The sequence below is a fragment of the Clostridium acetobutylicum ATCC 824 genome (assembly GCF_000008765.1).
GTDB classification, from domain to species: Bacteria; Bacillota; Clostridia; order Clostridiales; family Clostridiaceae; genus Clostridium_S; species Clostridium_S acetobutylicum.
The window spans coordinates 3,079,316-3,106,265 of sequence record NC_003030.1; the positions used below are offsets into that span (position 1 = coordinate 3,079,316).

Here is a 26,950-nt window from a genome sequence, read left to right on the forward strand (position 1 = left end):
GCACTAATGAAATACTCTAATTTTTATCTTTAAACATCGACATAAGATCTGCAAAGGCATTATTAATTGGTGCTTCTGCTTCCTTTTTCATCTTCTTCATATAATTTGAAACTTCTCTTTTATTAACTTTATTATTATTACCCTTAAACCTTTTTTGGAAAGAAGAATACTTTTCTCTAAAGCTGCAGTTTGGGCACACGTATATTCTGCCCTCTCCTTCTCCTCTAAGTTCAAGTTTTTTATGACATTCAGGACATCTTACATTTGTGAACATAGCTAAATTCTCTCTATGTCCGCACTCTCTATCCTGGCATACAAGCATTCTACCCTTCTTACCATTCACCTGAAGCATATATTTTCCGCACTCTGGACACTTTGTTCCAGTTAAATTATCATATTTAAAAGTGTCCTTACTTCCTTTTACATCATCTACAAGCTTAGAAGCATATCCTTTTATTTCATTAACAAAACTTACTCCATTTAATTTTCCCTTGCTTATAGCATCAAGCTGTCCTTCCCATTTTGCCGTTAAAAGAGGTGACTTTAAATCAGAAGGTACTAAATTAACTAGTTGTTTTCCCTTTGATGTCGGAACTATTTCATTTCCTTTTTTCTCTATATAAAAAGTCTTATAAAGCTTTTCTATTATATCTGCCCTTGTAGCAACAGTTCCAAGCCCACCTGTCTCTCCAAGTGTTTTTGCAGAAATTTTATCCATGCTAACATATCTTTGAGGGTTCTCCATTGCTGACAAAAGTGTTGCTTCTGTAAATCTTGAAGGTGGTTTAGTTTGCCCTTTTTTAATAGAAACTGTACTGAAGGTTATATCTTCTCCTTTATTCATTTCAGGAAGCATTTGATCTTTTAATTCACTCTTCTCTTCAAAATCTTCAGTTTTGTCGTAAACTTCTTTCCAACCTTTGGATTTTACAACCTTTCCTTTTGCTATAAATATCTCTCCGGCTACCTCTGCCTTCACTGTAGTTTGAATATATTCAAAAGGAGGAAGCATTATACTTAAAAATCTTTTAACAACTAAATCATATATTTTAAATTCTTCATTGCTTAAAGCCCCAAGCGCTGGTCTTTCTTCTGTTGGAATTATAGCATAGTGATCCGTTACCTTAGAATCATCCACAAAGCCTTTGTGAACATTTATTTTACTTCTTAATATTTCTGCTGCAAATTTTGAATACTTTCCTATGGAAATAGCTCTCAATCTATCTGGAAGAGTTGCTACAACATCATGAGGAATATATCTTGAATCCGTTCTTGGATAAGTTAAAAGCTTATGATTTTCGTAAAGTCTCTGCATTATTGATAAAGTTTCTTTTGCTGAAAATCCAAAGAATCTATTTGCATCTCTTTGAAGTTCAGTTAAATCGTATAATGCTGGAGAATATTTTTTCTTTTTACTTTCACTAACATCTACAATTTTTCCTTTGCTGCCTTTAACTAGAGCTTCTATCTTTTCAGCTCTCTCTTTGTTAAATATTTTAAAATCTCCAGATTTATCGTGCCAATTCATGGAGAAGCTTTTTACCTTTCCCTCTATAGTATAATAGTCCTTTGGTTTAAATTTTCTTATCTCTTCTTCTCTTGAAACAATCATATAGAGCGTAGGTGTTTGAACTCTACCAGCTGATAGCTGTGCATTATATTTGCAAGTTAGTGCACGTGTAACATTAAGTCCAACAAACCAATCTGCTTCTGATCTGCACTTTGCAGATTTATATAAATTTTCGTAATCACGGCCATCTCTTAAATGTGCAAATCCATCTCTTACGGCCCTATCAGTTTGTGAGGATATCCAAAGACGCTTTATTGGCTTTTTCCACTTTGCCATTTCAATTATCCATCTTGCAACAAGCTCACCTTCACGTCCAGCATCTGTTGCTATTACAAGTTCGTCTAAATCCTTTCTTTCCATAACCTTTTTTATATCATAGAAATGCTTTGATGTATTTTTCAAAACACTTAACTTCATATTCTTAGGAAGCATAGGAAGTGTATCCATACTCCATTTTTTATACTTTTCACCGTAGCTTTCAGGGTCAGCTAATGAAACCAAGTGCCCTAATGCCCAAATTACTACATATTTATTTCCTTCTAAATGAGTTTTCTTATTAATATTTGCTTTTAACACTTTGGCAAGATCTCTTGCAACACTGGGTTTTTCAGCTAAAACAAGTATTTTTCCCATAATATCATCCTTTCAAATTGAGGTACATGGAAATTTAAAGTACCATAACTATATCTAGCCATATACCTTATAGAAAAATCAATTCACCTATTAAATATAAGATTGATTTCCTATATATAATATAACACATTATTTATAAAACAGTTCAACTATTGATCTATAATATAGAAAAGTAGTGCTATTTACCCTTTCACATATATATAAATTAAGTTTAGAATTGTTTTACTCTATTTATAATTATGATATAATCTTAACTATCTAAAATAATAATAATAATAAGGGCATAATAATAGCCCATTGTAGAAAGGAAGTAATCCGTGTTAACTGTAAATAATGTAAGTTTAAGATATGGTGGCAGAAAACTCTTTGAAGACGTAAATTTAAAATTCACCCCAGGTAACTGTTACGGAATAATTGGAGCAAATGGAGCTGGAAAAAGTACTTTCTTAAAGATATTATCCGGAGAAATTGAGCCAAACACAGGAGATGTTTCAGTAGATAGCAATACTAGAATCTCCGTTTTAAAGCAGGATCACTTTCAATATGATGAATATGAAGTTTTAGAAACTGTAATAATGGGAAATGAACGCCTTTACTCAATCATGAAGGAAAAGGACGCTTTATACGCTAAGCCAGATTTTAGCGAAGAAGATGGTATCAAAGCCTCTACACTAGAAGGAGAATTTGCAGAGCTAAATGGATGGGAAGCAGAATCTGAAGCTGCTACACTTCTTCAAGGTCTAGGCATTTCAACTGAACTTCACAGCAAAAAAATGTCAGAATTAATTGGTGGAGAAAAGGTTAAGGTGCTTTTAGCACAAGCTCTTTTCGGTAATCCTGGAATATTACTTCTAGATGAGCCTACTAACCATCTTGACATAAAATCAATTGCTTGGCTTGAGGAATTTTTAATAGATTTTGAAGGAACTGTCATAGTAGTATCCCATGATAGACATTTCCTTAATAAAGTTTGTACCATGATAGCCGATGTAGACTATGGAAAAATAACTTTATATGTTGGAAACTATGATTTCTGGTATAAATCAAGTACTCTCGCTCTTGAAATGACAAAGGATCAAAATAAGAAAAAAGAAGAAAAAATTAAAGAATTAAAAGACTTCATAGCTAGATTTAGTGCAAATGCTTCAAAATCAAAGCAAGCTACTTCACGTAAAAAAATGCTTGATAAACTAAATCTTGAAGACATCAAACCATCAAATAGAAAATATCCTTTTATAGGTTTTAAACCAGAAAGAGAACCAGGAAATGATATTTTAACTGTTGAGAATCTTTCAAAGACAATTGATGGAGAAAAAGTTTTAAATAACGTAAGCTTTATAGTTTCTAAAGATGATAAAATAGCTCTAGTTGGAGATAACGAAATAGCTCAAACTACACTATTCAAAATACTTTCTGGAGAAATGGAACCAGACAGTGGAAGCTATAAATGGGGAATAACAATAACAAATGCTTATTTTCCAAAAGATAATTCAGAGTACTTCAATGACTGTGATTTAAGTTTAGTTGATTGGCTTCGACAGTATTCAGAAGAGAAATCCGAAACTTATATAAGAGGTTTTTTAGGAAGGATGCTTTTCTCTGGAGAAGAAGCGCTTAAAAAAGCGAGTGTTCTATCTGGAGGCGAAAAAGTAAGATGTATGCTTGCAAAAACAATGCTTACAAACGCAAACTTTTTAATGTTTGATCAACCAACAAACCATCTTGACCTAGAATCTATAACAGCTTTAAATAATGGTTTAACAAATTATAAGAGTAATTTAATGTTCACATCACACGACCATGAATTTATTCAAACCATAGCAAATAGAATTATAGAAATCACTAACGATGGAATAATTGATAGAAAATGTACTTATGATGAGTACCTTGAAATTCAATAAATAAATTGGGGCATTCGAATTTAGCGGATGCCTTCTATTTTTTTAATCTAATAAAAAATATAGCTATTATATGCTTCATTTTCTTAAGATTTTTTACTTAATAAATAATCGAGGTGAAATTCTTGAACAACAACGTGTTAAATCAGGTATTAATGTTATTTTTAATGCTTCTTGTAGGCATATATGCTTCAAAAATGAAGTATATAGATAAAAAAATGAATGCTGGACTAAGTAATCTTTTACTTAAGATAACTCTTCCACTTCTAATAATAAACTCTTTTATAACTATGAAATTTTCAAAGTCTGTATTAAACGTTGGTGAAGATATTCTTTTATACACCCTAATAATTCATATAGTTTTAGTTCTATTTTCTAAATTCGCTTATATGAAAGTTAATGATGCTCAAAAGGGTATCTCAAAGTTTGTAACAGTGTTTTCGAACTCTGGTTTTATGGGCTATCCTGTTTTAAGAAGTATTTATGGCGAAAACGGTGTATTTTACTGTGCTATCTTTGGTATAATTTTAAACCTCTTTATGTTCAGTTATGGAATAATGGCTTTAAAAAACACAAAAGGCAATTCTCTAAAAGAATTAAAAAGAGCTGCTGTTAACCCATCAATTATAGCTACTGTTATTGGCTTTTTTATATTTATTCTAAAAATAAAGCTTCCTCACTTAATAGCTCTAAGCATTAATTCCGTAGGCTCCATGACCTCTCCTCTATCAATGATAATTGTTGGAATAATGCTAGCTGATATTAATTTATCAGATTTATTTAAAGACAAATTAGTTTACATACTAACGATAGTTAAGCTTTTAATTGTACCAGCCATAACTTTTGTGGTTTTAAAACTCTTAAACGCAAATCAAACAGTCATAGGTGTAATAGTTGTACTTGAGGCAATGCCAGCTGCTTCTAATGCTGCTGTAATGAGTCTCCAGTATGGCAGTGATGAGAATGTAGCCTTGAAACATATTTTTATAACCACAGTATTATCCATAATAATCATACCTTTGGTAATTAAATTAGTAGTATAAAAAAATGAGATGGTTTTAATCATATGCCATCTCATTTTTACGTTATAATATTATTGGTTGATTATCTTAACGTTTTTCTCATACTTATTTTTTAAATCTTCATCGATATTTTCATCAGTAATAACAGCCGTTACATCTTCTAAATTATAAAATCCAAAAAAATCTTCTTTTCCAATTTTGGAACTGTCGCAAAGTATATACTTTTCCACTGCGTTATCTAATATGATTTTTTGACATGCACCTTCCTCTTCATTTGAGGTTGTTACATTATTATCGCAAATTCCATTAGTTCCTACAAAAGCGATTTTAACCCTCATGCTCTTTAAAATTTCATTAGTAAAACTTCCCACAAATACATCTGTACGCTTTCTATATCTGCCGCCAACTAATATGACTTCATACCTACTATCATCCTTGAACCTTAAAAATACAGGCATTGAATTTGTTATTACCTTAGCATATGAAACATTTATATAATCATATATGAGTTCGTTTGTAGTTCCCGGTCCTATGTATATAATATCATTCTCTTCTACCATACTAGCTGCAATTTTGGCTACATCTTTTTTTTGTTCTATATTTATTTTTCTTTTTTCATTACTTGAAAGTTCTTTAAAATCATCTTTTGCTTTCTGAGTTACTTTTTTTGCTCCACCGTATATTCTCTTAAGGAATCCTCTTTCTTCAAGTATCTTTAAGTCTCTTCTTATAGTTATCTCAGTTACTCCAAGCTTCTCATTTATATCTGTTATTTTTATTATATTATTCTCGTCTAACATATCTACTATCTTTTGTAATCTTTCTTCTTTTAACATATTTAATCCTCCAGGAATAGAATAAGATGTATGATTATATATTATCACTTTTTTAGTAATAACCACAATTTTTTTATACAAAATGATAAAAAAATGTAACCTTTATTATACTTAAATCTATAATAAAGGTTACATAAGTTATCTTTATATTCTCTCAAGCTTTACTTTTTTCATTATATCCTTAACAGTTTTTGTCTCAACCCAACCTGTCTCTTTTATCATAGCATTAGCTGTTCCACAAGCTGTCCCCAGCGCTATAATTTTTTCTATATTATAATTTCTCTCAAAGCCAACTGCAAAACCGCCAACAAGTGAATCTCCTGATCCCACAGGATTTATCGCCTTTACCTTTGGAATGGTTACTTTAAATAACTCCCCGTCAAAACCTACTAAAGAACCACTAGCTCCTAAAGATATTATAACGCATTTTATTCCTCTTTTATTAAGCACCTTTACATGCTCTATTATATCATTTTCACCTATTATAGAACTTCCTGTAAGCATTTCAAGCTCGTCCTTGTTAGGCTTTATTAAGAAAGGCTTTGCCTCTATACCTTCCTTTAGTAAATCACCACTAGTATCTAAAAGAAATTTTTTATCGTTTTTATTTGCTTTTTCAATAAGCTTTGCATAAACATTCTTTGGAACGTTTCTAGGTGCACTTCCAGACGCAACTATTATATTACATTTTACCAAAAGCTTTTCATAAACCTTCATAAATTGATCTTGTTCTTCTTCTGAAATTTCAGGACCTGGTTCTAAAATTTCAGTTTGAACTAAATCATCTGTTATAAACGCAAGGCATTCACGAGTCGATGCTTTTACTTTGACAAAATCACTTTTTATACCTATTTTCTTGAGCTTTGCTTCAATAAACTCACCTGTTTTTCCTCCAATATAACCTGTAGCAACAATATCCTCACCCAATATATGTGCTACATTCGCAACATGTAAGCCTTTTCCGCCTGCTGTGTTCTCTACAGCTCTTGCCCTCATAACTTTTCCTTTAACTATATCTCCTATTTCATACCTCTTATCAACAGATGCATTTAAATTTACAATTGTAATCAAGCTCTTCCCTCACTGCCGCACATCTTAATTTTTTTAATAACAATTTCCTTCATTGCTTCTTTTCCAGGAGTCATATAGTTTCTTGGATCATTTGCATCTGGATGTTCTTTAAAATATTCTTTTACCGCATCAGAGAAAGGTATTTTGAGATCAGTTGCAATATTTACCTTACATATTCCAAGTTCAATCGCTCTCTTCACTAAATTTTCTGGTACATCTGAAGCTCCATGAAGTACTAAAGGAACATCTACTTTTTCTCTTATTTCCTTAAGCCTTTCAAAATCAAGCTTTGGCTCACCCTTATAAAGTCCATGTGCAGTTCCTATAGCAACCGCAAGAGAATCAATTCCTGTCCTCTCTACAAATTCTTTTGCAGCATCAGGGTTAGTGTACATTGCATCCTTTTCATCTACAACTACATTTTCTTCTCTTCCTCCAAGCATTCCAAGCTCTGCCTCTACAACTGTACCACTTAAATGTGCATACTCAACAACTTCTCTTGTAACTTTAATGTTGTCATCAAATGACATTCTTGAAGCATCTATCATAGCTGAAGTAAATCCTACATCTATGCAATGTTTAAGTCTTTCCACATCTTCAAAGTGATCTAAATGCATTGCTATTGGTATATTATTATGCTTTGCTGCCGCCTCCTTAGCAATGGCTATTAAATAATCCTCTCCACTATATTCTATAGTTCCAGGAGTTCCTGCAATTATTACAGGCGAATTTAATGCACTAGCTGTTTCAACCACTACCCTAAATGTTTCAAGATTGTGTATATTAAATGCTGGTACTGCATAATGTTCCTTTTGAGCTTTAACCAATAATCCTTTTGTTGTAACTAACATAACCTTAACACCTTCCCTTCATTCTTTACATGGCTTAAGGATAGTTATAAATTACCTTAGGCCTATAATGCTTATTATTCCTTTGGATAACCACCGTTGTCCCATTTTTCGATAAATTCATCAAAGAAATGTTCGTTTCCAAATTGACCTTTATCATTTTCTATAAGCTCATCTATTCCTTTTATTATCTCTTGATTTTCCTTAGTAGGCTTGTACTTTGCTTCCAAGAATACATCTATTATATTTTCAATAAGACCTATACCTGTTATTCTTCCACCAACTGCTATAACATTTGCATTTAAATATTCCTTTGCATATCTTGCAGTTCCTACATCTCTTACTAATGCCGCTCTTATACCCTTTACCTTATTTGCAGAATTTGATATTCCAACTCCAGTTCCACACAAAATAACTCCTAAATCAGCCTCACCTGATGCAACCTTTTCTGCTGCTGCTTTACCGAATATAGGGTAATGCGTTCTTACAAAATCGTAGGTTCCATTATCTATAACTGTATGTCCTTTTGATTTTAAATACTCCGAAATCTTCATTTTTATATCAGGAACTATATGATCACAACCAATTGAAATTACCATCTTTACTACCTCCCGTTATTTATAACATTTTATTTAACATGTCTACTCTTATTTGATGTCTTCCACCAGCATATTTCTCAGCTATATATGCATCAAGCATTCCTTCTGCAAGTCTCTTTCCAACAATTCCTGCCCCAATAGCAAGCATATTAGCTGAATTATGCTGACTTGTCATTTTAGCTGAATGTTCATCTGAAACCTCTGCACATATTATTCCCTTATGCTTAGCACCTACCATAAAAGAACCTGCACCATACTCATCTATTGCTACTGCCCTATCTGCTTCTTTATTCATAACAGCTTGTGCAACTAAACTTGCTGACTTAACAAGATTAATCCCCTTTTCTGGCGTTTTATCTATTACTTCTATACCCTTACTTTTCAAATAATTTTTTAAGTGTTCTTTAAGTTCAAATCCATCTGTATCTGCTCCTATAGCTATTTTCATAAAAAATTTCCTCCCTACATAAATTAAATTTTTTACTTTTTTTATGTTAAAACTTTTATATTATTCTCCACTGTGGTATACTAATGTTACTACACACAATATTAATCCACAGAAGAGGAAAGTAAACTTATTGATTTTCTCTTCTCACATTATTATCTATCTCATATTTTTTAATATGGGATTATTTTTTTATGAGCATATTATCTTAGCTCTGTTTTGATATTGCTTTTTCAACCCTTCATCTATATTCTTGTCTGTAATAATGCCTGTAACATCTTCTAAACTATAAAAACTAAAGAAATCCTCTTTTCCAACTTTACTGCTATCACATAGAACATATTTTTTTGCTGCATTGTCCATTATTATTTTCTGACACATCCCCTCTTCTTCATTTGAAGTAGTTATGTTGTCATTATAGATACCATTAGTCCCAACAAAAGCCGTCTTAACTCTCATGCTTCTTAAGTTTTCATTAGTAAAACTTCCTACAAACACATCTGTGTGAGATCGATAGTGTCCTCCTACAAGTATGATTTCATATCTTTTGTCATCCTTAAACTTAAGAAAAACTGACATTGAATTAGTTATAACTTTTACATATGAAACATTTAAATAATCATATATAAGCTCACTTGTAGTTCCAGGACCTATATATATAATGTCATTTTCTTCAATCATCTCGCTTGCAAGTTTAGCTATATGCCTTTTTTGTTCTATGTTGATTTTTCTTTTTTCATTGTTGGAAAGTTCTTTAAACTCTACTTTATTGTTTGCATTTACTTTTTTGGCTCCACCATAGATTCTTTCTATAAGACCTTTGTTTTCAAGAACTTTTAAATCTCTTCGTACAGTTATCTCTGTAACTCCTAACTTTTCATTTATGTCCGTTATTTTTATAATGTTATTAGTTTCAAGCATTTCTAATATCCTTTGGAATCTTTCTTCCTTTAGCATACGTACTCCCCCGCATCTAACTAAATAAGACTATATACAATTCCTGTCTACGATTATATATTATCACTTAATAGTATCATTTTCAATACTGTTTATGATTATTTTTATTATTTTGTTGAACTTTATTGTTCTACTTTGTTTTAAATAAAATCCACCAAATGGTGGATCTTCCTTTTATCTATCCTTAATCCTCAGTTTTTACTTTTGCATATTCTGTATTACGTTTTTTCATTTGTTTTGCATACCAAACAAATAATGCTAAATACGCTGCTAGTGCTAATATTACATATAGTCCTGTAGTGATATTTCCTCCTTGAAAAAACTTACCTATAAGTACAGAAAGGAACTTTTCAATAGGACCCTCACAGGTTGAATGTGATATTAAGGTTGATGTTGATAATCCTTTTGGAAATGCTCCCACTTGCTTTGCTAAGTTTGTTACACAAGGTGCAATTACTGTACCTGCCCACAAAAATATTGGTATTTCAAGTATTCCAATTATTATCATCCTTATCATCTTACCGCGAGTAACCACCAAAAGCGCTGGTGTTATACCCATTGCTATAATTCCACCTAATGGTAAAAGTTTATTTCCTGGTAAAATTAACGAAAATATCAAAAGTATTGGCGCCAATATATTAGCCACAGCCCACATCTCCGCTCTACCTGCAATAAACGGCCAGTCAATACCTATATTAAAGGTTCTTCCCTTTAATCTTTTACTTAAAAAGTTAGTTATACCTTGTGATAATGGTTCAACAGCAGCTATAAACCAAGAACCTATTGCAGAAAATAGCTCTAGACATGTTGCACCTATAAATGCCAAAGTGAATATTTTTATAATACTTTGATGTCCTAAAACTCCAACAAAAACTCCTAGATAAGCACCTATTGCAAACTTGCTTCCCCAAAAACCTATTTTGTTATTAAGTTGAGCAGCATCAAAATCATACTTATCTAAAAAGGGCAGAAACTTATCAATTAACTTATCAAAAACCATAACTATAGGATTCATCATATAATTTAAATGTGTAGTTGTTGTTGGATTAGTGTCAGGCATGTTTAAAAGATCATTAAATGTAGGTTTCATTAAATCAGAATTGATAATTTTTAAAATTCCGAGAAATACAACAAATATAGTTGCAACAAGCAGATTTTTAGAGTAAAACATTATTAATATTCCGCAAAATGCTGGATGCCATACATCAAATATATCAACATCCAAGGTATTGGTTTTATTCAAAGCTAACATTATAACATTTACAATTACAAGAATAAACAAGAAAAATAACGTATACATTGATCCCCAAGTTATAGTAGCAACTGGCGCCCAACCAAGATCAGTTATAGATAAGTTTATACCTGTTGATTTAACAAATGCCTGAAGAGCACCTGAAAAATTAGTTGTAAGTAATGAAATTATTTGTCCAATTGCAGTTAAAGCAATAGCAAGCTTAAGACCACCTTCAATTGCCTTACTTACTTTTACACGCATCAAGATTGCTAAAACCGATAAAACAATAAACATCATTGGTGCTGCACCCAAATTTATTAGTGGTTTAAAAACAGCATTGGCAAATTCAACAATTCCATTCATAAAAATTTCCCCTCCACAATTTTTATCTGTAAGAAACCCAAATCGCAACTTTAATTATTCATATTCTAAAATCAGAAAAGATGTATAATTTAATAACTAAACTGGTTTTCTTAATATATTTCACGTTTTTAGCTAAACATTTTCCAATGCTGCACACCCTTTTTATATTTTTTCTACACACAATATTGTCCACAGAAAAGGAAAATGTTTAAAATCTTTTGATTATTTTTTACCTAATTTTTTCAAAACACTTTCGAGTTCATCAAATACAGGCTGAGCCATTGCTGGTATCCTATATAGTATAGCTCCTGCTTCAACGACTGGAATCTTTATTTCAAATCCAACATCAACCTTGGAGATTGGTGTAAAAACATCATATTTTGAAATAAGTTCCTCTGTTATATCCTTAACCATCATTGCATCTGCTACAACCTGATATCCTCTAGCTTTCATTTCCTGTTCTATTGCGTCCTTAATTTGGTGACTTGAATTTACTCCTGCACCGCAAGCAGCTAAAATTTTTATCATAATAATTACCCCCTAAAGTTTTGTTTTATATTTTAAGACAATTTTTATATATTTTTTATTGTCTGTTTATCAGTAATGAACTCAAAAATTTCTTCTTCATTATCTGTTTTATTTAATTTGTCCATATTTTCTTTATTAGTTATAAAATCCATTATGTTTGCTAATATATTTGTTTGAGCATCGTTTTCATTATTTATAATCATGAATAAATACCTAACCTTCAAAGTATCCTCTGGAGCTATCATATTTTTGAACTCCACTTCTTTTTTAAGTTTCACAAAAACAATACGCTTACTTAAGCAGTATTCTCTTTCTGTATGAGGTATAGCCACATTATATTCTTGTCCTTCTATCACGCTTAAATCCATACCTGTAGGATACTTTTTTTCTCTTTCTATAATCCCATCTATAAAATTATCCTTTACTAAACCTTTCTGTATAAGCCTTTGCCCTATTTTTTTAAAGATTTCATTACTATCTTTCGCGTCTTCTATAAAAATCAAATCTTCTTTAAACAAATTACTTATTTCTTTAATCATATAATCTTACCCCTCTATAATATTATACTTTATATTCATGAGTTATTACTGTTTGCTTTTGTTCTGTTATGTTATGATTTCGTTTACATTTATATAGTATACCTTATTTTTCCATTTGTCAATTCATATTTTGTGATACTTTTATTTAGTTTGTGATTGTTTCTGTCATATTTGTTTCTGCTAATATTCTACAAATATCTTTGTATATTCACTTTGTAAAATCTAATAAAAACAAGCTTTACACTATACTAATCCCTCCTTTCTTCCTTACATTCTCCTGAAATTTCAAAGTAAGTGCCACGTAAGCGATTACTAAAAAATATTATTTTTTTAGTAATAAATGTTCACAACGAACACAAATCGCTCATAAAACACATTGAAGTTACTTTATTTTTACTGAATTTTATCTTTACTTTTTTATAGTAATCGATTACTATATTATTATAAAGGGGGAGTTAAAATGGATATCATAAATATGTTAGATGAAAAATTCAAGAATATTTTTAAAAGGCATTATGAAAATGTTTTCTTTTCTCCAGGAAGAGTTAATTTAATAGGAGAACATACTGATTACAACGGTGGACATGTATTTCCTTGTGCCTTAACCATCGGTACTTACGGATTAGTTGCTAGACGAAATGATAATAAAGTATTAGCTTATTCCTTAAATTTTGATAATTTAGGTGTAATTGAATTTAGCTTAGATGATTTAAAAAAATGCAAAAAAGATGACTGGGCAAACTATGTTAAGGGAGTTATAGATACTTTTAATAAACATGGTCACAATATAGAAAATGGTTTTGAGATTCTTTTTTATGGAAGCATACCAAATGGATCAGGTTTATCTTCTTCTGCTTCTATAGAAGTTTTAACTGGTATCATACTAAATGATTTATTTAAATTAAATATTAATATGGTAGAAATAGTTAAAATGTGCCAGGAAGCAGAAAATTCCTTCATAGGTGTAAACTGCGGTATAATGGATCAATTCTCCATCGGAATGGGTAAAAAGGATTGTGCCATACTCCTTGATTGCAGTACTCTAGAATATTCTTATAGTAAATTAAATATGACAGGCTATAAAATAGTCATAGCAAATACAAATAAAAAAAGAGGCCTTGCAGATTCAAAATATAATGAAAGGCGCAGTGAATGCGAAGCTGCTCTAAAAGAACTTCAAAAGGTTAAAAATATAAATTCCTTAGGCGAACTTACAGAGGCTGAATTTGAAGAATTAAAAGACATCATTTCGGACCCTGTAAAACTAAGAAGAGCCAGACATGCTGTTTATGAAAATCAAAGAACCTTAAAGGCTGTTGTTTCACTTAATAACAACGATTTAAAAACCTTCGGAAAACTTATGAATGAATCACATATTTCCTTAAGAGATGATTATGAGGTTACAGGAATTGAACTAGATACTTTAGTTTCTTTAGCCTTAGAGTCAAAGGGAGTTATCGGCTCAAGAATGACAGGTGCAGGCTTCGGAGGTTGCACTGTAAGCATAGTTAAAGAAGACTATGTAGACGAATTCATAGAAAGTATTAAAGCAAAATATACAGAAAAGATCGGCTATGAACCAAGTTTCTATATTGTAAACATAGCTGATGGTGCTAAAAAAATAAACTAGTTTGAAAGGATGCGTTTTTTATGTCAATTTTAGTTTGTGGTGGTGCAGGTTATATCGGATCTCATACTGTACATGAATTAATCGAAAGTGGTAAAGAAGTTGTTATCGTTGATAATCTCCAAAGTGGACATTTACAGGCTGTAAATAAAAAGGCCAAATTCTATAAAGGAGATATTAGGGACAGTGAATTTTTAGATAAAGTTTTTTCAGAAAACAAAATTCAGTCAATAATTCACTTTGCAGCTAATTCTCTAGTTGGAGAAAGTATGGAAAAGCCTCTTCTCTACTTCAACAACAATGTATATGGTATGCAAATTTTACTTGAAAGCATGGTTAAACATAATATTAAAAATATAGTATTCTCCTCTACCGCTGCTGTCTATGGAGAACCCAAAAAAATTCCTATATTAGAATCAGATGATACAAATCCAACAAACACTTATGGTGAAACAAAACTAACTATGGAAAAAATGATGAAATGGTCAAGCAAAGCTTACGGTATTAACTATGTAGCACTCAGATATTTCAATGTTGCTGGTGCTCTAGATGATGGTAGTATAGGTGAAGATCACAATCCAGAAACACATTTAATACCACTTATACTTCAAGTTCCTCTTAAAAAACGTCCATTTATAACTGTGTTTGGAACAGATTATCCAACACCAGACGGTACATGTATCAGAGATTATATACACGTTATAGATTTAGCTGCTGCTCATATTAAAGCTGTAGAATATTTGGAAAACGGCGGAAAAAGCAGTATATTTAACTTAGGTAACGGAGTAGGCTTTAGCGTAAAAGAAATGATTGATGCTGCCAGGGAGGTTACTAAACAAAATATCAAAGTGGTTCTTGGAGAAAGACGTTCTGGCGATCCAGCACAATTAGTTGCTTCAAGTCAAAAAGCAAAAGAAGTTTTAGGCTGGTCACCTAAATTCACAAATGTTAAAGATATAATAAAAGATGCCTGGAAATGGCACGAAACTCATCCAAATGGTTTTGATGCTTAGGAGGCTATGAAATGATTAATCATGAGATAAATAAACTTTTAGCTTTTTCTCTAAAAAAAGGTCTTATACAAGAGGATGATAAAATATATTCTTCTAATATGCTTGCTGGTTTATTTAATTTGGACAATTTCTACTTCGAAGAGATTAGTGATGTACCAAGCACTGCCACAGCTATTTTGAATCAACTATTAGCTTACGCAGTAAAAGAAAATTTAATAAACGACACAGTAGCTGAAAGAGATTTATTTGACACAAAGATTATGAATTGTGTTATGCCAAGACCTTCTGAAGTTATAAACAATTTTAATAGACTTCTTAATAATTCACCAAAGGAAGCCACCTCATATTATTATAAATTAAGCATAGCTTCAAACTATATACGAAAAGATAGAATAGATAAAAATATAACCTGGAAGACGCCTACTGAATATGGTGATTTGGATATAACCATAAACTTATCTAAACCAGAGAAAGATCCAAGAGATATTGCAAAAGCAAAATTATCTAAATCAACCTCTTATCCTAAGTGTCTTTTGTGTAAAGAAAACGAGGGATTTTACGGCAATATTAATCACCCTGCAAGACAAACCTTAAGAATAATTCCTCTTGAACTAAACAAAAGTAAATGGTTTTTGCAGTACTCTCCCTATACTTACTACAATGAACATTGTATAATATTGAATAATGAACATATTCCAATGAAAATCAGCAGAATTACCTTTGAAAATTTACTGTCTTTTATAGATATTTTACCACATTATTTTGCTGGTTCTAATGCAGATCTTCCAATTGTAGGCGGCTCTATATTATCACATGATCACTATCAAGGTGGAAGATATACCTTTGCAATGGAAAAAGCCCCTGTAGAAAAAGAGTATTCTATAAAAGGATATGAAGATATAAGTGTAGGAAGAGTTAAATGGCCTATGTCTGTAATAAGAATTTCATCTAAGAATAAAACTAAGCTTATAAACCTAGCCGAGCATATATTGACTTCTTGGAGAAACTATTCAGACAAAACACAAAGTATATTAAGCCATACAGGCAGCGAACCGCATAACACAATAACTCCTATTGCTAGAAAAAGAAATGAAGAATATGAATTAGACCTAGTCCTTAGAAATAATAGAACGGATGAAAATTATCCACTTGGAATATTTCATCCTCATAATGAAGTTCATCATATAAAAAAAGAAAACATAGGTCTTATTGAAGTAATGGGATTAGCTGTTCTTCCTGCTAGATTAAAATCAGAGCTTGCTTTAATAAAAGAGAATCTAATTGAAAAGAAAAAAGATATTTCAAATGATAGTACAATTTCAAAACACAATACTTGGTACAAATATATCTTGGATAACTACAAGAATATATCAGAAGAAAATATTGATTGTATATTAAAAAAAGAAGTTGGCATTAAATTCTTGGAAGTATTAAAGCATGCAGGTGTATTTAAAAGAAACTCAAGTGGACTTTCCGCTTTTGATAAATTTATTAATATATTATAAGGTGATGAAATTATGAAAACAACTATACTTGAAGTAGCTAAAAGGGCCAACGTGTCTGTTGCAACTGTTTCTAGGGTAATGAACGACAACTACCCAGTAAAGGCTGAAACACGCGAAAAAGTACTCAAAGCAATAAAGGAATTAAACTATATACCAAATATGCAGGCACGTGAATTAACCCAAAAAAAATCTGCTACTATAGGTATAGTTTCTCCAAGCATAAGCAACATGTTTTTTACAGAGGTCATTAATGGAATAGAAAGCTATTTAAGGGATAAATCTTTATCCTTACTATTAACTTGCACCAATAATGATGTAGAAGAAGAAAAAAAATGTATAACCAATTTAATATCAAGAAATGTATCTGGTATAGTCGTAATAAGTCCTAATACTAGTAATATAAAGAACGGCTTTTACGATGATCTATCAAACAGCATTCCTTTTGTTTTTATAAATAGTAAATATGTAGACTCAAATATCTCTTCTGTTTCAAATGATGAATCCATGGGTGCACATAACGCTCTTAAATACCTGCTTAAGAACAATCATAAAGAAATACTTTTTGTAAGAGGTAAAGATAGCTACTCTTATGATATTAAGGAAGAGGTTTATGTTAGTACTATGAAGGAGCTAAATCTTTTTAATCCACAAAATATTATCAACATAGGAAACGGAAACAGCAGCGAAACTGTTGATAACACCTCCTATGCTTTTCTTGAAATTTTAAATAAAAGTAAGGCAACAGCAGCCTTTGCATGTAATGATCTTATGGGTGTTGGAATATTAAATGCTTGTAAAAAACTAAACCTAGCTGTACCTAAAGATTTTTCAATAATAGGTTATGATAACATAGCCTTAAGCAAATTTGTTGAACCCAAGCTTACAACTGTAGATCAAAATATGTTTCTTCTTGGAACAAATGCAGCAACCTTATTAATAGAAAAAATTGATTGCAATAATAAGTATAGTAAAAGAATAATACTAAATAATTACATAGTTGAACGGGATACTGTGAGCTCTATATAGCTTTCAGTTTTATAAATTTTTCCTAAAGTCAAAGCCTTATAACTCAGCAATACTTTGCCTCTAAAACATATTTTCCAATAAAAAAATGTTGCAGTGTTAACATGTTATATGCTAACACTGCATTAGTTGTTGTTTTTTACAAAATACTTTAAAACATCCTTGAACATCGTGTTATTAATCTTATGTATACATATCCTATTTCTAAGATTTTTTCTAGTATTCTATATCGCTAAAATCTATTAGTTTCTTCTCGTAAGATATCCTCTTAAACCAATAAGCACTCTTTTTAGCATATCTATTTTGAGTTTTAAAATCCACATAGAATAATCCATAACGCTTATTGTATCCATTACTCCAGGAAAGCACATCCATAAGTGACCATACAAAATATCCTTTTACAACTACACCTTCATTTTTCGCTTTAAGTATAGCCTCTAAATGCTTATTAATATAGTCTATACGCGGTGTATCGTCTATTTTTCCATCTTTGAAATCATCCTTGTAGCCCATTCCATTTTCCGTTACATATATTTTCTTGTAATTTGGGTACTCATTTTTTATTCTAACTAGCATATCATGAAGTCCCTTTGGGTAAATAGGCCAATCCCAATCTGTTGTCGGAACCTCTGGATTATTAACACGTTCACCTATTCCTTTAAGTGCAAAAATACTTGTTCCCTTTTCTCCTGTTCCATTATGGTGTATTCTGCTCTCTCCTTCATACGCCTTTAAAAAATGACTTGAATAATAATTCATTCCTAAGAAATCAATCTTTGAAGAAGCCTTTTTAAGTACTTCTAAATCCCCATCATATATCTTAAGCTCCCCACCATTCTTAGACATTATTTCATTAATAGTCTTTTCAGTTTCTTTAGGATATTCTCCTTTAAAGCATGCATCAAGCATAAATTTGTTTGAAATCATATAATCTAAATAAGCTGCTTCTTTATCTTCTTTAGAATCAGTTATTGGGTATTTACCCTCAAGTGTATGAACTATTCCTATTTCTCCATCCAAATTCATACTCTTATATAATTCAACTACCTTAGCATGTGCTACCATCATGTTATGCATAGATTGTGCTGCCTTTGGTATGTCATACTTTATACTTGGAGGGAAGTTTCCTATTATATAACCATTTTGAGCAACTGCCCAAGCTTCATTGAAAGTTATCCACTTCTTTACCCTATCTCCTAAAGCTTCAAAACAAACCTTTGCGAACCTAACAAAATAATCTATGTTATTCCTATTTAACCAATCGCCATCTTTGAACAAGGTTAAAGGTGTATCAAAATGATGAAGTGTTACAAAAGGTTCAACATTATTTTTTATACATTCGTCAATTAAATCACTATAGAATTTAAGTCCTTTAGGATTAACCTCACCTTTTCCATCTGGAATAACACGAGACCAAGCAATTGATATTCTTATTCCATTTACTCCAAACTTTCTTGAAAACTTAAGGTCCTCCTTATACTTGTGATAGAAATCGCTTGCTGTATCTCCAGTAAATCTGCCTTCTTTTTTTAGATATTCATCCCAAATACAAGGTCCTTTTCCATCTTCCTTTGTAGCTCCTTCTGCTTGATAAGCTGCTGTTGCTCCTCCAAATATAAAATCCTCTCCAAAGTTATTCATTACTTGCTTTCCCTTCTTTCTAATTTATATAATGTTGAAATTTTATTGCACTATAAATTATTCATTTATTATATCCAACGCAAATTTTAAAGCTCCAACAGGGTCTCTAGTTAATTTTACATATTCCTTACCTGTTGTTGTTGCTGATTTAGTTCCTTTAGATGCGCAATCTGCCTTTAATTCCTCATACATAGATGCCATCTGAGGTGCCAATATAATAAGATCATAATCCGCTATTACATCCTTATGCTGTCCATAAGCCATAGCTATTGATTCTACGTTAACGCCTTCTTGTTTTGCTCCCTTAGTTATTGCATTTGCAAGCATACTACTTGTAGCTCCACTAGCACAAAGTACTAATACAAGCTGTTTTTTATCCGTTTTACTTTCTATTTTAACCTTTGGTGTTGGTTTTTGTTCTACTTTTAAAGTTGCTTTTTCTTCTAATTCTCCATCAAATTCATGCTTAGCCCTTTCTGCTTCTTCCAAAACTAATTCTCTATCATAAACCTTGAAGAATGGATAGTACATTACAAAATCCACTACTAATAATAGAGGTGCTAATATAAAGGCTAATTTTGCAAATCCTGTTCCTAATATCAATCCTATTGGTGCAGGAGTTGTCCAAGGAATTATATAAATAAAGCCGTTCATTCCTAAGTTATCTATAAAAAATTTAAATATCCATACATTTAATATTGGTGTCAATATAAATGGTACGAAGAATATTGGATTCAGCACAATTGGTGCTCCAAACAAAATTGGTTCATTTACAGCGAAGCACACTGGAATTATTGAGGTTCTTCCAACTGCCTTTAACTGCTTTGATTTAGCTATGAACGCAAACATAACTGTTAACATTAAAGTAGCTCCGGTACCTCCAATTGTTGCTATAAAATAAGAAGTTCCGTGAGTTAGTACATATGTTGCATGATGTCCAGCTTGATGTAATTTTAAGTTAGCTTCAACATTTGCAATATATATAGCTGTTACTGCTGGTTCTACTATAGAAGGTCCATGAATTCCGACAAACCAGAACATTGCCATCGCTCCATATATTACCGCCAAGCCTACATACCCATCTGCTGCTGTAAATAACGGCTTTAAGACATCTAATATCCAAGAACTGAAAACCTCTCCTGTAACTTGTCTAAATACTAAATCAAATAACCAGAAGAATAATACAGACGCCGCTAAAGGTATCAAATCTTCAAAAGTTTGTGCTACATTGTGAGGTACTTCCTCAGGTAACTTAATTGTTACATTATTTTTTACAAATAACTTATATATATTTGGAACTATAAACGCAACTACAAACGCTGATAATAATCCTTTAGTGCCCATAAAATCGCTTGAGAATCCGCCTTTTATAGGTTGTACTCCTATTAAAATAAAGCATATGATAGATACAATCATTACTGACACATTATTTATTTGTCTTAGTTTAGGCAATTTACCATTAATACTATCTGTTAAGCTCTTGGCAATAGTTGCTACCATTAATAATGCTAATATTCCCATAGAGTAGTTGTAAGCCTTCATAAGTATATCATTAACATTGTTTGGCCAATAAAAACCCCAAGCATTTGGAACACATGCTATAAGTAAGAAGATACTTGAAAATAAAATAACAGGCATACAACTTAGAAATCCATCTCTGATTGCCCTAAGATATGGGTTATTAGATACTTTTTCAAAGAAAGGTTTCATTTTTTCAATTAGTGCGATTAGTTTTCTCATCAGAATTTCCTCCTATATTTTTATTATAAATTATAAAACAAACAAAAATATCCATCTGATAATTTATAGCCTTATCTAATTTACCTTCTTGTATAAATTTATTAAATTCTTTACAAGGTCTCTTAAAAGCATTACTGTCATTAAATGATCCTGCGCATGGACAACTAAGAATCCTACCTCTATCTTCTTACCTTGAGCTTCCATTTGAATCATTTTAGTTTGAACGTTATGTGCTTCAGTTATAAGATCATTTCCCTCTAAAACTAATTGCTGTGCCTTATCATAATCTCCGCCATTAGCTGCATTTAAAGCTTCCAAATATTTTGATCTTGCATCTCCTGCATAAGCCACTATCTCCATTGTAGTTAATTCTAATTCTTCCTTATTCATAATAATATGCCTCCATTTTAAATAATTTTTATTTTACTTATGACTATTTTAATTCGTCTTATATATTATTTATTACTCCACAGTATTTGGAATACTTATTCTTTAAGGTCTTGTCTAACTTTGAATCTGTAACTAAAGCAGTTATGTCTTCAAGCTTATATAGAGTGTAAAAGTCTTGTCTTTCTATTTTGCTTGAATCGCATACTAAATACCTTTCTAATGCATTGTCCATTATTATCCTTTGACATTGACCTTCTTCTTCGTTTGATGTCATTATGCTATTATTAGAAACACCATTAGCACCTATAAAGGCTGATCTAACTCTAATTTCTTTTAAAATCTCATCTGTAAAGCTTCCAATAAAAGTTCCCGTTTTATTTCTCAATCTACCTCCAATAAGTATTAGCTCAAATCTATCATCATGCTTAAATTTTTCAAATACATTTATACAGTTTGTTATTATTTTTACGGGAGAAACTTCAATGTAATCATATATATATTCATTTGTTGTACCTGGTCCAATATATACAATGTCATTTTCCTTTATAAGACCTGCTGCTAGCCTTGCAGCCTCCATTTTACCTTCGGCATTTATATTTCTTTTTTCACTTGGTGAAAGCTCCTCAAATTTTATTTCTCCTTTTGTTCTTGCTCCGCCATATATTCTAATTAACTTGCCCTGTTCTTCTAAATACTTGAGATCTCTTCTTATTGTCATCTGTGTTGCTTTAAACTCTCTAGTTAAATCAACCACTCGAATTATTCCAAATCTATTTAAATTATCTAGAATCATTTCATGTCTTTGTTCTTTTAACACATTCATCATCACCTCATATCGAAGTAAATTTAATTGTAATTTTCCACAGATTCACCATTTCATGGGTTAGTTATCGTTTTCTATAAGTGCGCTTTTTTATGAATTATTTTGTTCTTTTATGTACTTGTTTTCGTTTACATTTATATAATATATCTTTAAATAAGGTTTGTCAATAATATTGTTGTGATATTTTTATTTTATCTATGTTCTGTTTTTGTTTGTTAAAATACAAATTTTTTTGTTTTTTAAGCATAAAACAATAAAAATATTACATTATTCAAAATCAAACCGTTTACACTGCTCTTTTTTACTGTTACTATTTTGTTAAAGAATACTATGACAGTAATTTGATTTTTTCTAACACAAAATAACCGTTGATTACTTTTAATATTTAACATAATACTTTATAGAAAGCGATTTCTATTAGATAAAGTTTTAAGATTCACTAAAACTATAAAAACCTTTAGTATATGAAAATATCCCTAGAAACCACTTCTAGGGATACTCTTATTTCTCAACTTTACTTATTTCATCATTTCTATTTTCAACCTTCATACTATAAAAACTTTCACTTTGTGGCAATTCCATTCTAAAGCACAAACAATTTTGAATAAAAACCTCTGCATTTTTTACAGAAATATCACTTACGTGTCCACCAAATTTCTTATCATCACTCAAAAAATGGAAGTGATATCCTGGAACATTAAGACCTTCCACATAATCCGGACACCTAAACCCAACTATATGTCCCTTAACATTTTCATAATTAAACACAGGTTGATTCTTTACAACCTCAGCCATTGGCTTATAAGGCATGCTTTGCTTCACAACAGTTCTAGTTTTAACATAATTAAAGCTGCCTTTTATGTAAAAAGCATAAAATATATTCTTGCTATCAATAAATCCATCTAATGTTTCCTTTAAAGCCTCATATGAATTACAAGCTTCAATATTTTCTGTATTATAATTTTCAAGTTTAGTAATCACAGCAAAAGGAACTGAATCATTTTCAGAGCATACATAGATACTTCCGTCCGGTTTAGTTCTATAAAATATTCCATCTAAAAGTGTTAGCTCTCCATCCAAGTCCTTAAATGTACCTATACCAAAATCACCTTTTGTTAAAAGCTTCTTTAAAGATGCACACCCATCATACAAGCCAGAAACAAGAGCGTTTATTGTAGACATTTGATATATATGATTAGGGATCACTTCTTCAATCATTTTTCTTCACCTCAAACCAATTTATGATTAAATCATGTATAGGGCTATCAGGTGATTATTAAATCTCACATAAAATTCAAATATAACTCTCCCCCCATACTTAAAAACAATAACACTTAATTATTATTTTTGCAATTTATAATCCTTGGCGTTAATCACGTCTTTTATGGATAAAACAAAAAAAGTAGAAAATAATAGGATAATACCTCTTGTTTTCTACTTTATATCTGTTGTACTAATTCTTATAGATAATCTTCTATTTCCTTTTTATTTTTTAATTCCTCTACAAGATGTTTTAATTCTTGATCCCTATTCTTATCCATTATTAAAACTACGTTTCCTGCATCCACTACTATCAAATCTTTTACTCCAAAACATATTATTAAATTTTCACTTCCAAAAATCGAGCAGTTTTCTGTATCTTCCAAAAATACATTGTCACTTATAGTATTCCCTCCCTCATAGCTTTTAAGAAACCTTGCCAGAGACGAGAAATTGCCTAAATCATCCCATTCAAAATTTGCTTTTACAACATATGCCTTACGTGTTTTTTGCATTATTCCAAAATCTACAGATATGCCATCTATTATTTTATATTTTTCGTTTATTGTTTCTTCTTCTGTTTTTGTTCCAACATTCTCATATATCTCCATCATTGCTTTATACATTTTAGGCAAATATTTATTCATCTCTCTTAAATACGTATCTGCTCTCCAGACAAACATCCCACTATTCCAGAGATAATTTCCTTTACTTAGAAGATCTTTTGCAACCTCTATATTTGGTTTTTCAAGAAACCTTTCAACTTTATATATGGATTCATAATTAATGACCTTATCTCCCATTTGAATATATCCATATCCTGTTTCCGGTCTAGTTGGCGTTATGCCCATTGTAACAAGACATCTTTTTCTTTCTACAACCTCAACCCCCTGCCTTAGGGTATCTATAAACTCCTTCTCATTTTCAATATAATGATCTGAAGGTAAAACTATCATGGTCGCATCGCTATCTTTTTTTAAAAGTTTAACCGCCGAAAGACCTATACATGTGGCAGTCTCCTTGTTTTCAGGTTCCGTAAATATATTACTACGGTTTATTTCAGGAAGTTCTTCTTGTATTTTGTTTATATATCTTTCATTGGTCACAATATATATATTCTCCTTATCAACTAGAGTTTTAATTCTATCTACAGTATTTCTTAAAAAACTCTTATTGTGAATAAACTTAAGAAACTGCTTGGGACTTTCCTTCCTTGAAAGAGGATACAATCTCGTTCCCTTGCCTCCAGCAAGTACAAGTGCATATAACAAAAAAAACACCACATTTACTTATTGCTTATCATTTTATAATATGATATGCAATTGTATGTGGTGAATAACATTTTACCTATCCTTAATGTTTTAAAATCGAGACTCCCATCAATTTTAATCTTTCTTAAGCACCGAAACGCATTTGTTTCCCTTTATATAAAATCTCCACAAATAATCCTTAGCTTCCTCTGCATAATCTATTCCCACTCTTTTAGCTTCTACTATTTCAAAAGATTCATTTTTTCCCTCTTCAATATAAAGTTCATCTCCATTTAGATCCATTAAATTTTGTTCACGACGTATTTCCATCGCACTACATAGCTTTGAAGGACCATTTGTTAAATTCTTAAGTTGATATTTAGTAAGATCGTTAAATAGCTTTTTAAATCTTCTTTCACTCATAACTTCAATTCCTTCTATTGGTTCTATAGCCCTTATCAAAACTCCTTCTGGAATACCCTCCTGCATTGCAACTACATTCATGCAGTAGTATAATCCATATATAAAATATACATAAGCATGCCCTGCTGGACCATATAATGCTTCTGTTCTAGGTGTCCTTCTTCCTCCATAAGCATGAGCTCCTTTATCATTAATTCCCCTATACGCTTCTACCTCAACAATCTTGCCAGAAGTCCTTATTCCGTTCACCTCATGTACTAACACCTTTCCTAGAAGCTCTTTTGCTACAACTATTGTATCTCTACTATAAAATTCACGAATAAGCTTCAAGTTTATCACCCTGTATAACGATAATTTTCATTATACTTTTTCCTTTCTAGATATTATTGTTCATCGATAATATTATAACTTATTTAGTAAAACAAACTACAATTCTATTAATCCAATAAACTCTTTAATTATACGCATTAACATAGGAACATGTAGAAACTTTTGATAGCTCAAAAATTTTGTGTTTTCTTTTGATTTTTAAATTATTATCTTCTTTTTAGTGCAGTATTAATTCTATCTAAGGCTTCCTTTAAGGTGCTTCTACTACACGCTATATTTACTCTTTCAAAGCCATTTCCCTCTTCTCCAAAAATATATCCTTCATCAAGCCACACCTTCGCCTCTTCAAGCATGAAGCTTTTAAGTTCAGAAACAGACATGTTAAGTTCTCTAAAATCAAGCCATAGGAGATATGTTCCCTCAGGCTCTATCAATTTTATTTTAGGCATATTTTTATTTATATATTCCTTCACGAATTGGATGTTATCCTTTAAATAATCTATGAGTTCACTTAGCCATACTTCACTTTTATTATAAGCTGCTATAGATGCCTCCATTCCAAAAGCATTAGGCCACAGTGGTACACTTCTTTTCATAACCTTTAGTACTCTTGCTCTTAAACTACTATCTGGAATTATAAGACTCGATACCTGAAGTCCTGCAAGATTGAAGGTTTTACTTGGAGAAATGCAAACTATTGAATTATGTTTTGCTTCTTCATTTACTGCTGCAAAGGGAATATGTTTGTTAGGCTCATATATAAGATCTGAGTGAATTTCGTCGGATATAACTATAACATTATTTTGGGAGCATAGTTCTTCTACAGTATTTAGTTCCTTCTTTGTCCATACTCTCCCAGTAGGATTATGTGGACTGCATAAAACCATAACCTTAACTCTTTCATCCTTAAGCTTTTCTTTTAGGTCTTCAAAATCCATCTCATATCTTCCATTTTGAAGTTTAAGAGGGTTCTTTAAGATAGTACAACCATTGTTTGTAATTGCGCTATAAAATGGATAGTATACAGGTGTTTGCAGTATAACCTTATCACCTGGCTTCGTTAAGGCATTTATCATCAAATTAACCCCCGGAACAATACCTGGTGAAAAAACTATCCACTCTTTTTTTATATCAAATTTATGTCTTTTTTTAACCCAATTTATTATAGAAGCATAATATTCATCACTTGTTTTTACATATCCATATACTCCATGCTCAGCTCTTTTTCTTATTGCTTCTGAAATTTCAGGTGCTACCTCAAAATCCATATCCGCAACCCAAAGAGGTAAAACATCCTCTCTTTCATCCCATTTTGCACAATCAGTATTTCTTCTTTCAACTACTTTATCAAAATTATACACAAAAATCCCCTCCCATTTAAA

Annotated in this window: 24 protein-coding genes; 6 read left to right on the plus strand and 18 right to left on the minus strand. The window is 31.3% G+C overall.

The window, feature by feature from the left end; translation table 11 throughout:
- Positions 1-16: 16 nt before the first annotated feature.
- Positions 17-2,203 carry a DNA topoisomerase III gene (locus tag CA_RS15160; RefSeq protein WP_010966230.1) on the minus strand — a complete coding sequence of 729 codons (2,187 nt, stop codon included), beginning with the start codon at positions 2,201-2,203 and terminating at the stop codon, positions 17-19.
- A 317-nt stretch (positions 2,204-2,520) separates the two neighbouring features.
- Between CA_RS15160 and CA_RS15165 the strand changes: the two genes are divergently transcribed.
- Together CA_RS15165 and CA_RS15170 are read left to right on the plus strand one after the other, a co-directional pair.
- A complete protein-coding gene (locus tag CA_RS15165; RefSeq protein WP_010966231.1) occupies positions 2,521-4,104 on the plus strand; it encodes an ABC-F family ATP-binding cassette domain-containing protein in 1,584 nt (527 codons plus the stop codon).
- Positions 4,105-4,217: 113 nt separating this feature from the next.
- A complete protein-coding gene (locus CA_RS15170) occupies positions 4,218-5,144 on the plus strand; it encodes an AEC family transporter (RefSeq protein ID WP_242663033.1) in 927 nt (308 codons plus the stop codon).
- A 50-nt stretch (positions 5,145-5,194) separates the two neighbouring features.
- Here the strand turns inward: CA_RS15170 and CA_RS15175 are convergent, their stop codons facing one another.
- The 9 genes from CA_RS15175 to CA_RS15215 all read right to left on the minus strand — a co-directional run bounded on the left by CA_RS15175 (position 5,195) and on the right by CA_RS15215 (position 12,543).
- Positions 5,195-5,959, minus strand: coding sequence for a DeoR/GlpR family DNA-binding transcription regulator (locus tag CA_RS15175; RefSeq protein ID WP_010966233.1), 765 nt, complete (start codon positions 5,957-5,959; stop codon positions 5,195-5,197).
- Between the two features lie 144 nt (positions 5,960-6,103).
- Positions 6,104-7,030, minus strand: a complete 927-nt coding sequence (locus tag CA_RS15180) for a 1-phosphofructokinase (RefSeq protein ID WP_010966234.1) — start codon at positions 7,028-7,030, stop codon at positions 6,104-6,106.
- Positions 7,027-7,881, minus strand: coding sequence for a tagatose bisphosphate family class II aldolase (locus CA_RS15185; RefSeq protein ID WP_010966235.1), 855 nt, complete (start codon positions 7,879-7,881; stop codon positions 7,027-7,029). Before CA_RS15185 ends, CA_RS15180 begins: the two co-directional genes overlap by 4 nt.
- A gap of 74 nt (positions 7,882-7,955) precedes the next feature.
- Entirely contained in the window at positions 7,956-8,477 is a 522-nt protein-coding gene (gene lacB, locus CA_RS15190; RefSeq protein ID WP_010966236.1) for a galactose-6-phosphate isomerase subunit LacB, read from the minus strand.
- A 19-nt stretch (positions 8,478-8,496) separates the two neighbouring features.
- The gene (gene lacA, locus CA_RS15195; RefSeq protein ID WP_010966237.1) at positions 8,497-8,925 is read right to left on the minus strand and encodes a galactose-6-phosphate isomerase subunit LacA; all 429 of its coding nucleotides are present in this window, start codon (positions 8,923-8,925) and stop codon (positions 8,497-8,499) included.
- A gap of 189 nt (positions 8,926-9,114) precedes the next feature.
- On the minus strand, positions 9,115-9,879 hold the full coding sequence (locus CA_RS15200; protein WP_010966238.1) for a DeoR/GlpR family DNA-binding transcription regulator: 765 nt from the start codon (positions 9,877-9,879) through the stop codon (positions 9,115-9,117).
- A 184-nt stretch (positions 9,880-10,063) separates the two neighbouring features.
- Positions 10,064-11,476, minus strand: a complete 1,413-nt coding sequence (locus CA_RS15205) for a PTS galactitol transporter subunit IIC (protein ID WP_010966239.1) — start codon at positions 11,474-11,476, stop codon at positions 10,064-10,066.
- Between the two features lie 222 nt (positions 11,477-11,698).
- On the minus strand, positions 11,699-12,004 hold the full coding sequence (locus CA_RS15210) for a PTS sugar transporter subunit IIB (protein WP_010966240.1): 306 nt from the start codon (positions 12,002-12,004) through the stop codon (positions 11,699-11,701).
- Positions 12,005-12,048: 44 nt separating this feature from the next.
- Positions 12,049-12,543, minus strand: a complete 495-nt coding sequence (locus CA_RS15215) for a PTS sugar transporter subunit IIA (RefSeq protein WP_010966241.1) — start codon at positions 12,541-12,543, stop codon at positions 12,049-12,051.
- 460 nt (positions 12,544-13,003) lie between these two features.
- On the opposite strand from CA_RS15215, the gene CA_RS15220 reads away from it, so the two are divergent.
- The 4 genes from CA_RS15220 to CA_RS15235 are packed head-to-tail and all read left to right on the plus strand — an operon-like array spanning position 13,004 to position 17,714.
- Positions 13,004-14,173: a galactokinase gene (locus CA_RS15220; RefSeq protein ID WP_010966242.1), complete on the plus strand. Its 1,170-nt coding sequence runs from the start codon at positions 13,004-13,006 to the stop codon at positions 14,171-14,173.
- Positions 14,174-14,193: 20 nt separating this feature from the next.
- The gene (gene galE / locus CA_RS15225) at positions 14,194-15,183 is read left to right on the plus strand and encodes a UDP-glucose 4-epimerase GalE (protein WP_010966243.1); all 990 of its coding nucleotides are present in this window, start codon (positions 14,194-14,196) and stop codon (positions 15,181-15,183) included.
- Between the two features lie 11 nt (positions 15,184-15,194).
- The gene (gene galT, locus CA_RS15230) at positions 15,195-16,688 is read left to right on the plus strand and encodes a UDP-glucose--hexose-1-phosphate uridylyltransferase (RefSeq protein ID WP_010966244.1); all 1,494 of its coding nucleotides are present in this window, start codon (positions 15,195-15,197) and stop codon (positions 16,686-16,688) included.
- Positions 16,689-16,700: 12 nt separating this feature from the next.
- On the plus strand, positions 16,701-17,714 hold the full coding sequence (locus tag CA_RS15235; RefSeq protein WP_010966245.1) for a LacI family DNA-binding transcriptional regulator: 1,014 nt from the start codon (positions 16,701-16,703) through the stop codon (positions 17,712-17,714).
- 213 nt (positions 17,715-17,927) lie between these two features.
- Here the strand turns inward: CA_RS15235 and lacG are convergent, their stop codons facing one another.
- The 8 genes from lacG to CA_RS15275 all read right to left on the minus strand — a co-directional run bounded on the left by lacG (position 17,928) and on the right by CA_RS15275 (position 26,929).
- Positions 17,928-19,352: a 6-phospho-beta-galactosidase gene (gene lacG / locus CA_RS15240; RefSeq protein WP_010966246.1), complete on the minus strand. Its 1,425-nt coding sequence runs from the start codon at positions 19,350-19,352 to the stop codon at positions 17,928-17,930.
- A gap of 57 nt (positions 19,353-19,409) precedes the next feature.
- Positions 19,410-21,092 carry a lactose-specific PTS transporter subunit EIIC gene (locus CA_RS15245; RefSeq protein ID WP_010966247.1) on the minus strand — a complete coding sequence of 561 codons (1,683 nt, stop codon included), beginning with the start codon at positions 21,090-21,092 and terminating at the stop codon, positions 19,410-19,412.
- Positions 21,093-21,167: 75 nt separating this feature from the next.
- Complete coding sequence (locus CA_RS15250) at positions 21,168-21,482, minus strand: PTS lactose/cellobiose transporter subunit IIA (RefSeq protein ID WP_010966248.1); 315 nt, start codon at positions 21,480-21,482, stop codon at positions 21,168-21,170.
- Positions 21,483-21,540: 58 nt separating this feature from the next.
- On the minus strand, positions 21,541-22,305 hold the full coding sequence (locus CA_RS15255; RefSeq protein WP_010966249.1) for a DeoR/GlpR family DNA-binding transcription regulator: 765 nt from the start codon (positions 22,303-22,305) through the stop codon (positions 21,541-21,543).
- A 501-nt stretch (positions 22,306-22,806) separates the two neighbouring features.
- Positions 22,807-23,523, minus strand: coding sequence for an acetolactate decarboxylase (gene budA, locus CA_RS15260; protein ID WP_010966250.1), 717 nt, complete (start codon positions 23,521-23,523; stop codon positions 22,807-22,809).
- 242 nt (positions 23,524-23,765) lie between these two features.
- Complete coding sequence (locus tag CA_RS15265) at positions 23,766-24,836, minus strand: mannose-1-phosphate guanylyltransferase (protein WP_010966251.1); 1,071 nt, start codon at positions 24,834-24,836, stop codon at positions 23,766-23,768.
- Positions 24,837-24,950: 114 nt separating this feature from the next.
- Entirely contained in the window at positions 24,951-25,568 is a 618-nt protein-coding gene (locus tag CA_RS15270; RefSeq protein ID WP_010966252.1) for a DNA-3-methyladenine glycosylase, read from the minus strand.
- A 206-nt stretch (positions 25,569-25,774) separates the two neighbouring features.
- Positions 25,775-26,929 (minus strand): MalY/PatB family protein, encoded by a 1,155-nt coding sequence (locus tag CA_RS15275; protein WP_010966253.1) that lies wholly within the window; start codon positions 26,927-26,929, stop codon positions 25,775-25,777.
- Positions 26,930-26,950 lie beyond the last annotated feature (21 nt).

Bases quoted from the DNA above. Each gene is read 5' to 3' on its own strand.
- CA_RS15210 (WP_010966240.1), bottom strand. From the start codon at position 12,004: ATGATAAAAATTTTAGCTGCTTGCGGTGCAGGAGTAAATTCAAGTCAC.
- CA_RS15175 (WP_010966233.1), bottom strand. From the start codon at position 5,959: ATGTTAAAAGAAGAAAGATTACAAAAGATAGTAGATATGTTAGACGAG.
- CA_RS15245 (WP_010966247.1), bottom strand. From the start codon at position 21,092: ATGAGAAAACTAATCGCACTAATTGAAAAAATGAAACCTTTCTTTGAA.
- CA_RS15235 (WP_010966245.1), top strand. From the start codon at position 16,701: ATGAAAACAACTATACTTGAAGTAGCTAAAAGGGCCAACGTGTCTGTT.
- CA_RS15255 (WP_010966249.1), bottom strand. From the start codon at position 22,305: ATGAATGTGTTAAAAGAACAAAGACATGAAATGATTCTAGATAATTTA.
- CA_RS15250 (WP_010966248.1), bottom strand. From the start codon at position 21,482: ATGAATAAGGAAGAATTAGAATTAACTACAATGGAGATAGTGGCTTAT.
- lacG (WP_010966246.1), bottom strand. From the start codon at position 19,352: ATGAATAACTTTGGAGAGGATTTTATATTTGGAGGAGCAACAGCAGCT.
- budA (WP_010966250.1), bottom strand. From the start codon at position 23,523: ATGATTGAAGAAGTGATCCCTAATCATATATATCAAATGTCTACAATA.
- CA_RS15185 (WP_010966235.1), bottom strand. From the start codon at position 7,881: ATGTTAGTTACAACAAAAGGATTATTGGTTAAAGCTCAAAAGGAACAT.
- lacB (WP_010966236.1), bottom strand. From the start codon at position 8,477: ATGGTAATTTCAATTGGTTGTGATCATATAGTTCCTGATATAAAAATG.
- galE (WP_010966243.1), top strand. From the start codon at position 14,194: ATGTCAATTTTAGTTTGTGGTGGTGCAGGTTATATCGGATCTCATACT.
- lacA (WP_010966237.1), bottom strand. From the start codon at position 8,925: ATGAAAATAGCTATAGGAGCAGATACAGATGGATTTGAACTTAAAGAA.
- CA_RS15220 (WP_010966242.1), top strand. From the start codon at position 13,004: ATGGATATCATAAATATGTTAGATGAAAAATTCAAGAATATTTTTAAA.
- galT (WP_010966244.1), top strand. From the start codon at position 15,195: ATGATTAATCATGAGATAAATAAACTTTTAGCTTTTTCTCTAAAAAAA.
- CA_RS15205 (WP_010966239.1), bottom strand. From the start codon at position 11,476: ATGAATGGAATTGTTGAATTTGCCAATGCTGTTTTTAAACCACTAATA.
- CA_RS15215 (WP_010966241.1), bottom strand. From the start codon at position 12,543: ATGATTAAAGAAATAAGTAATTTGTTTAAAGAAGATTTGATTTTTATA.
- CA_RS15160 (WP_010966230.1), bottom strand. From the start codon at position 2,203: ATGGGAAAAATACTTGTTTTAGCTGAAAAACCCAGTGTTGCAAGAGAT.
- CA_RS15200 (WP_010966238.1), bottom strand. From the start codon at position 9,879: ATGCTAAAGGAAGAAAGATTCCAAAGGATATTAGAAATGCTTGAAACT.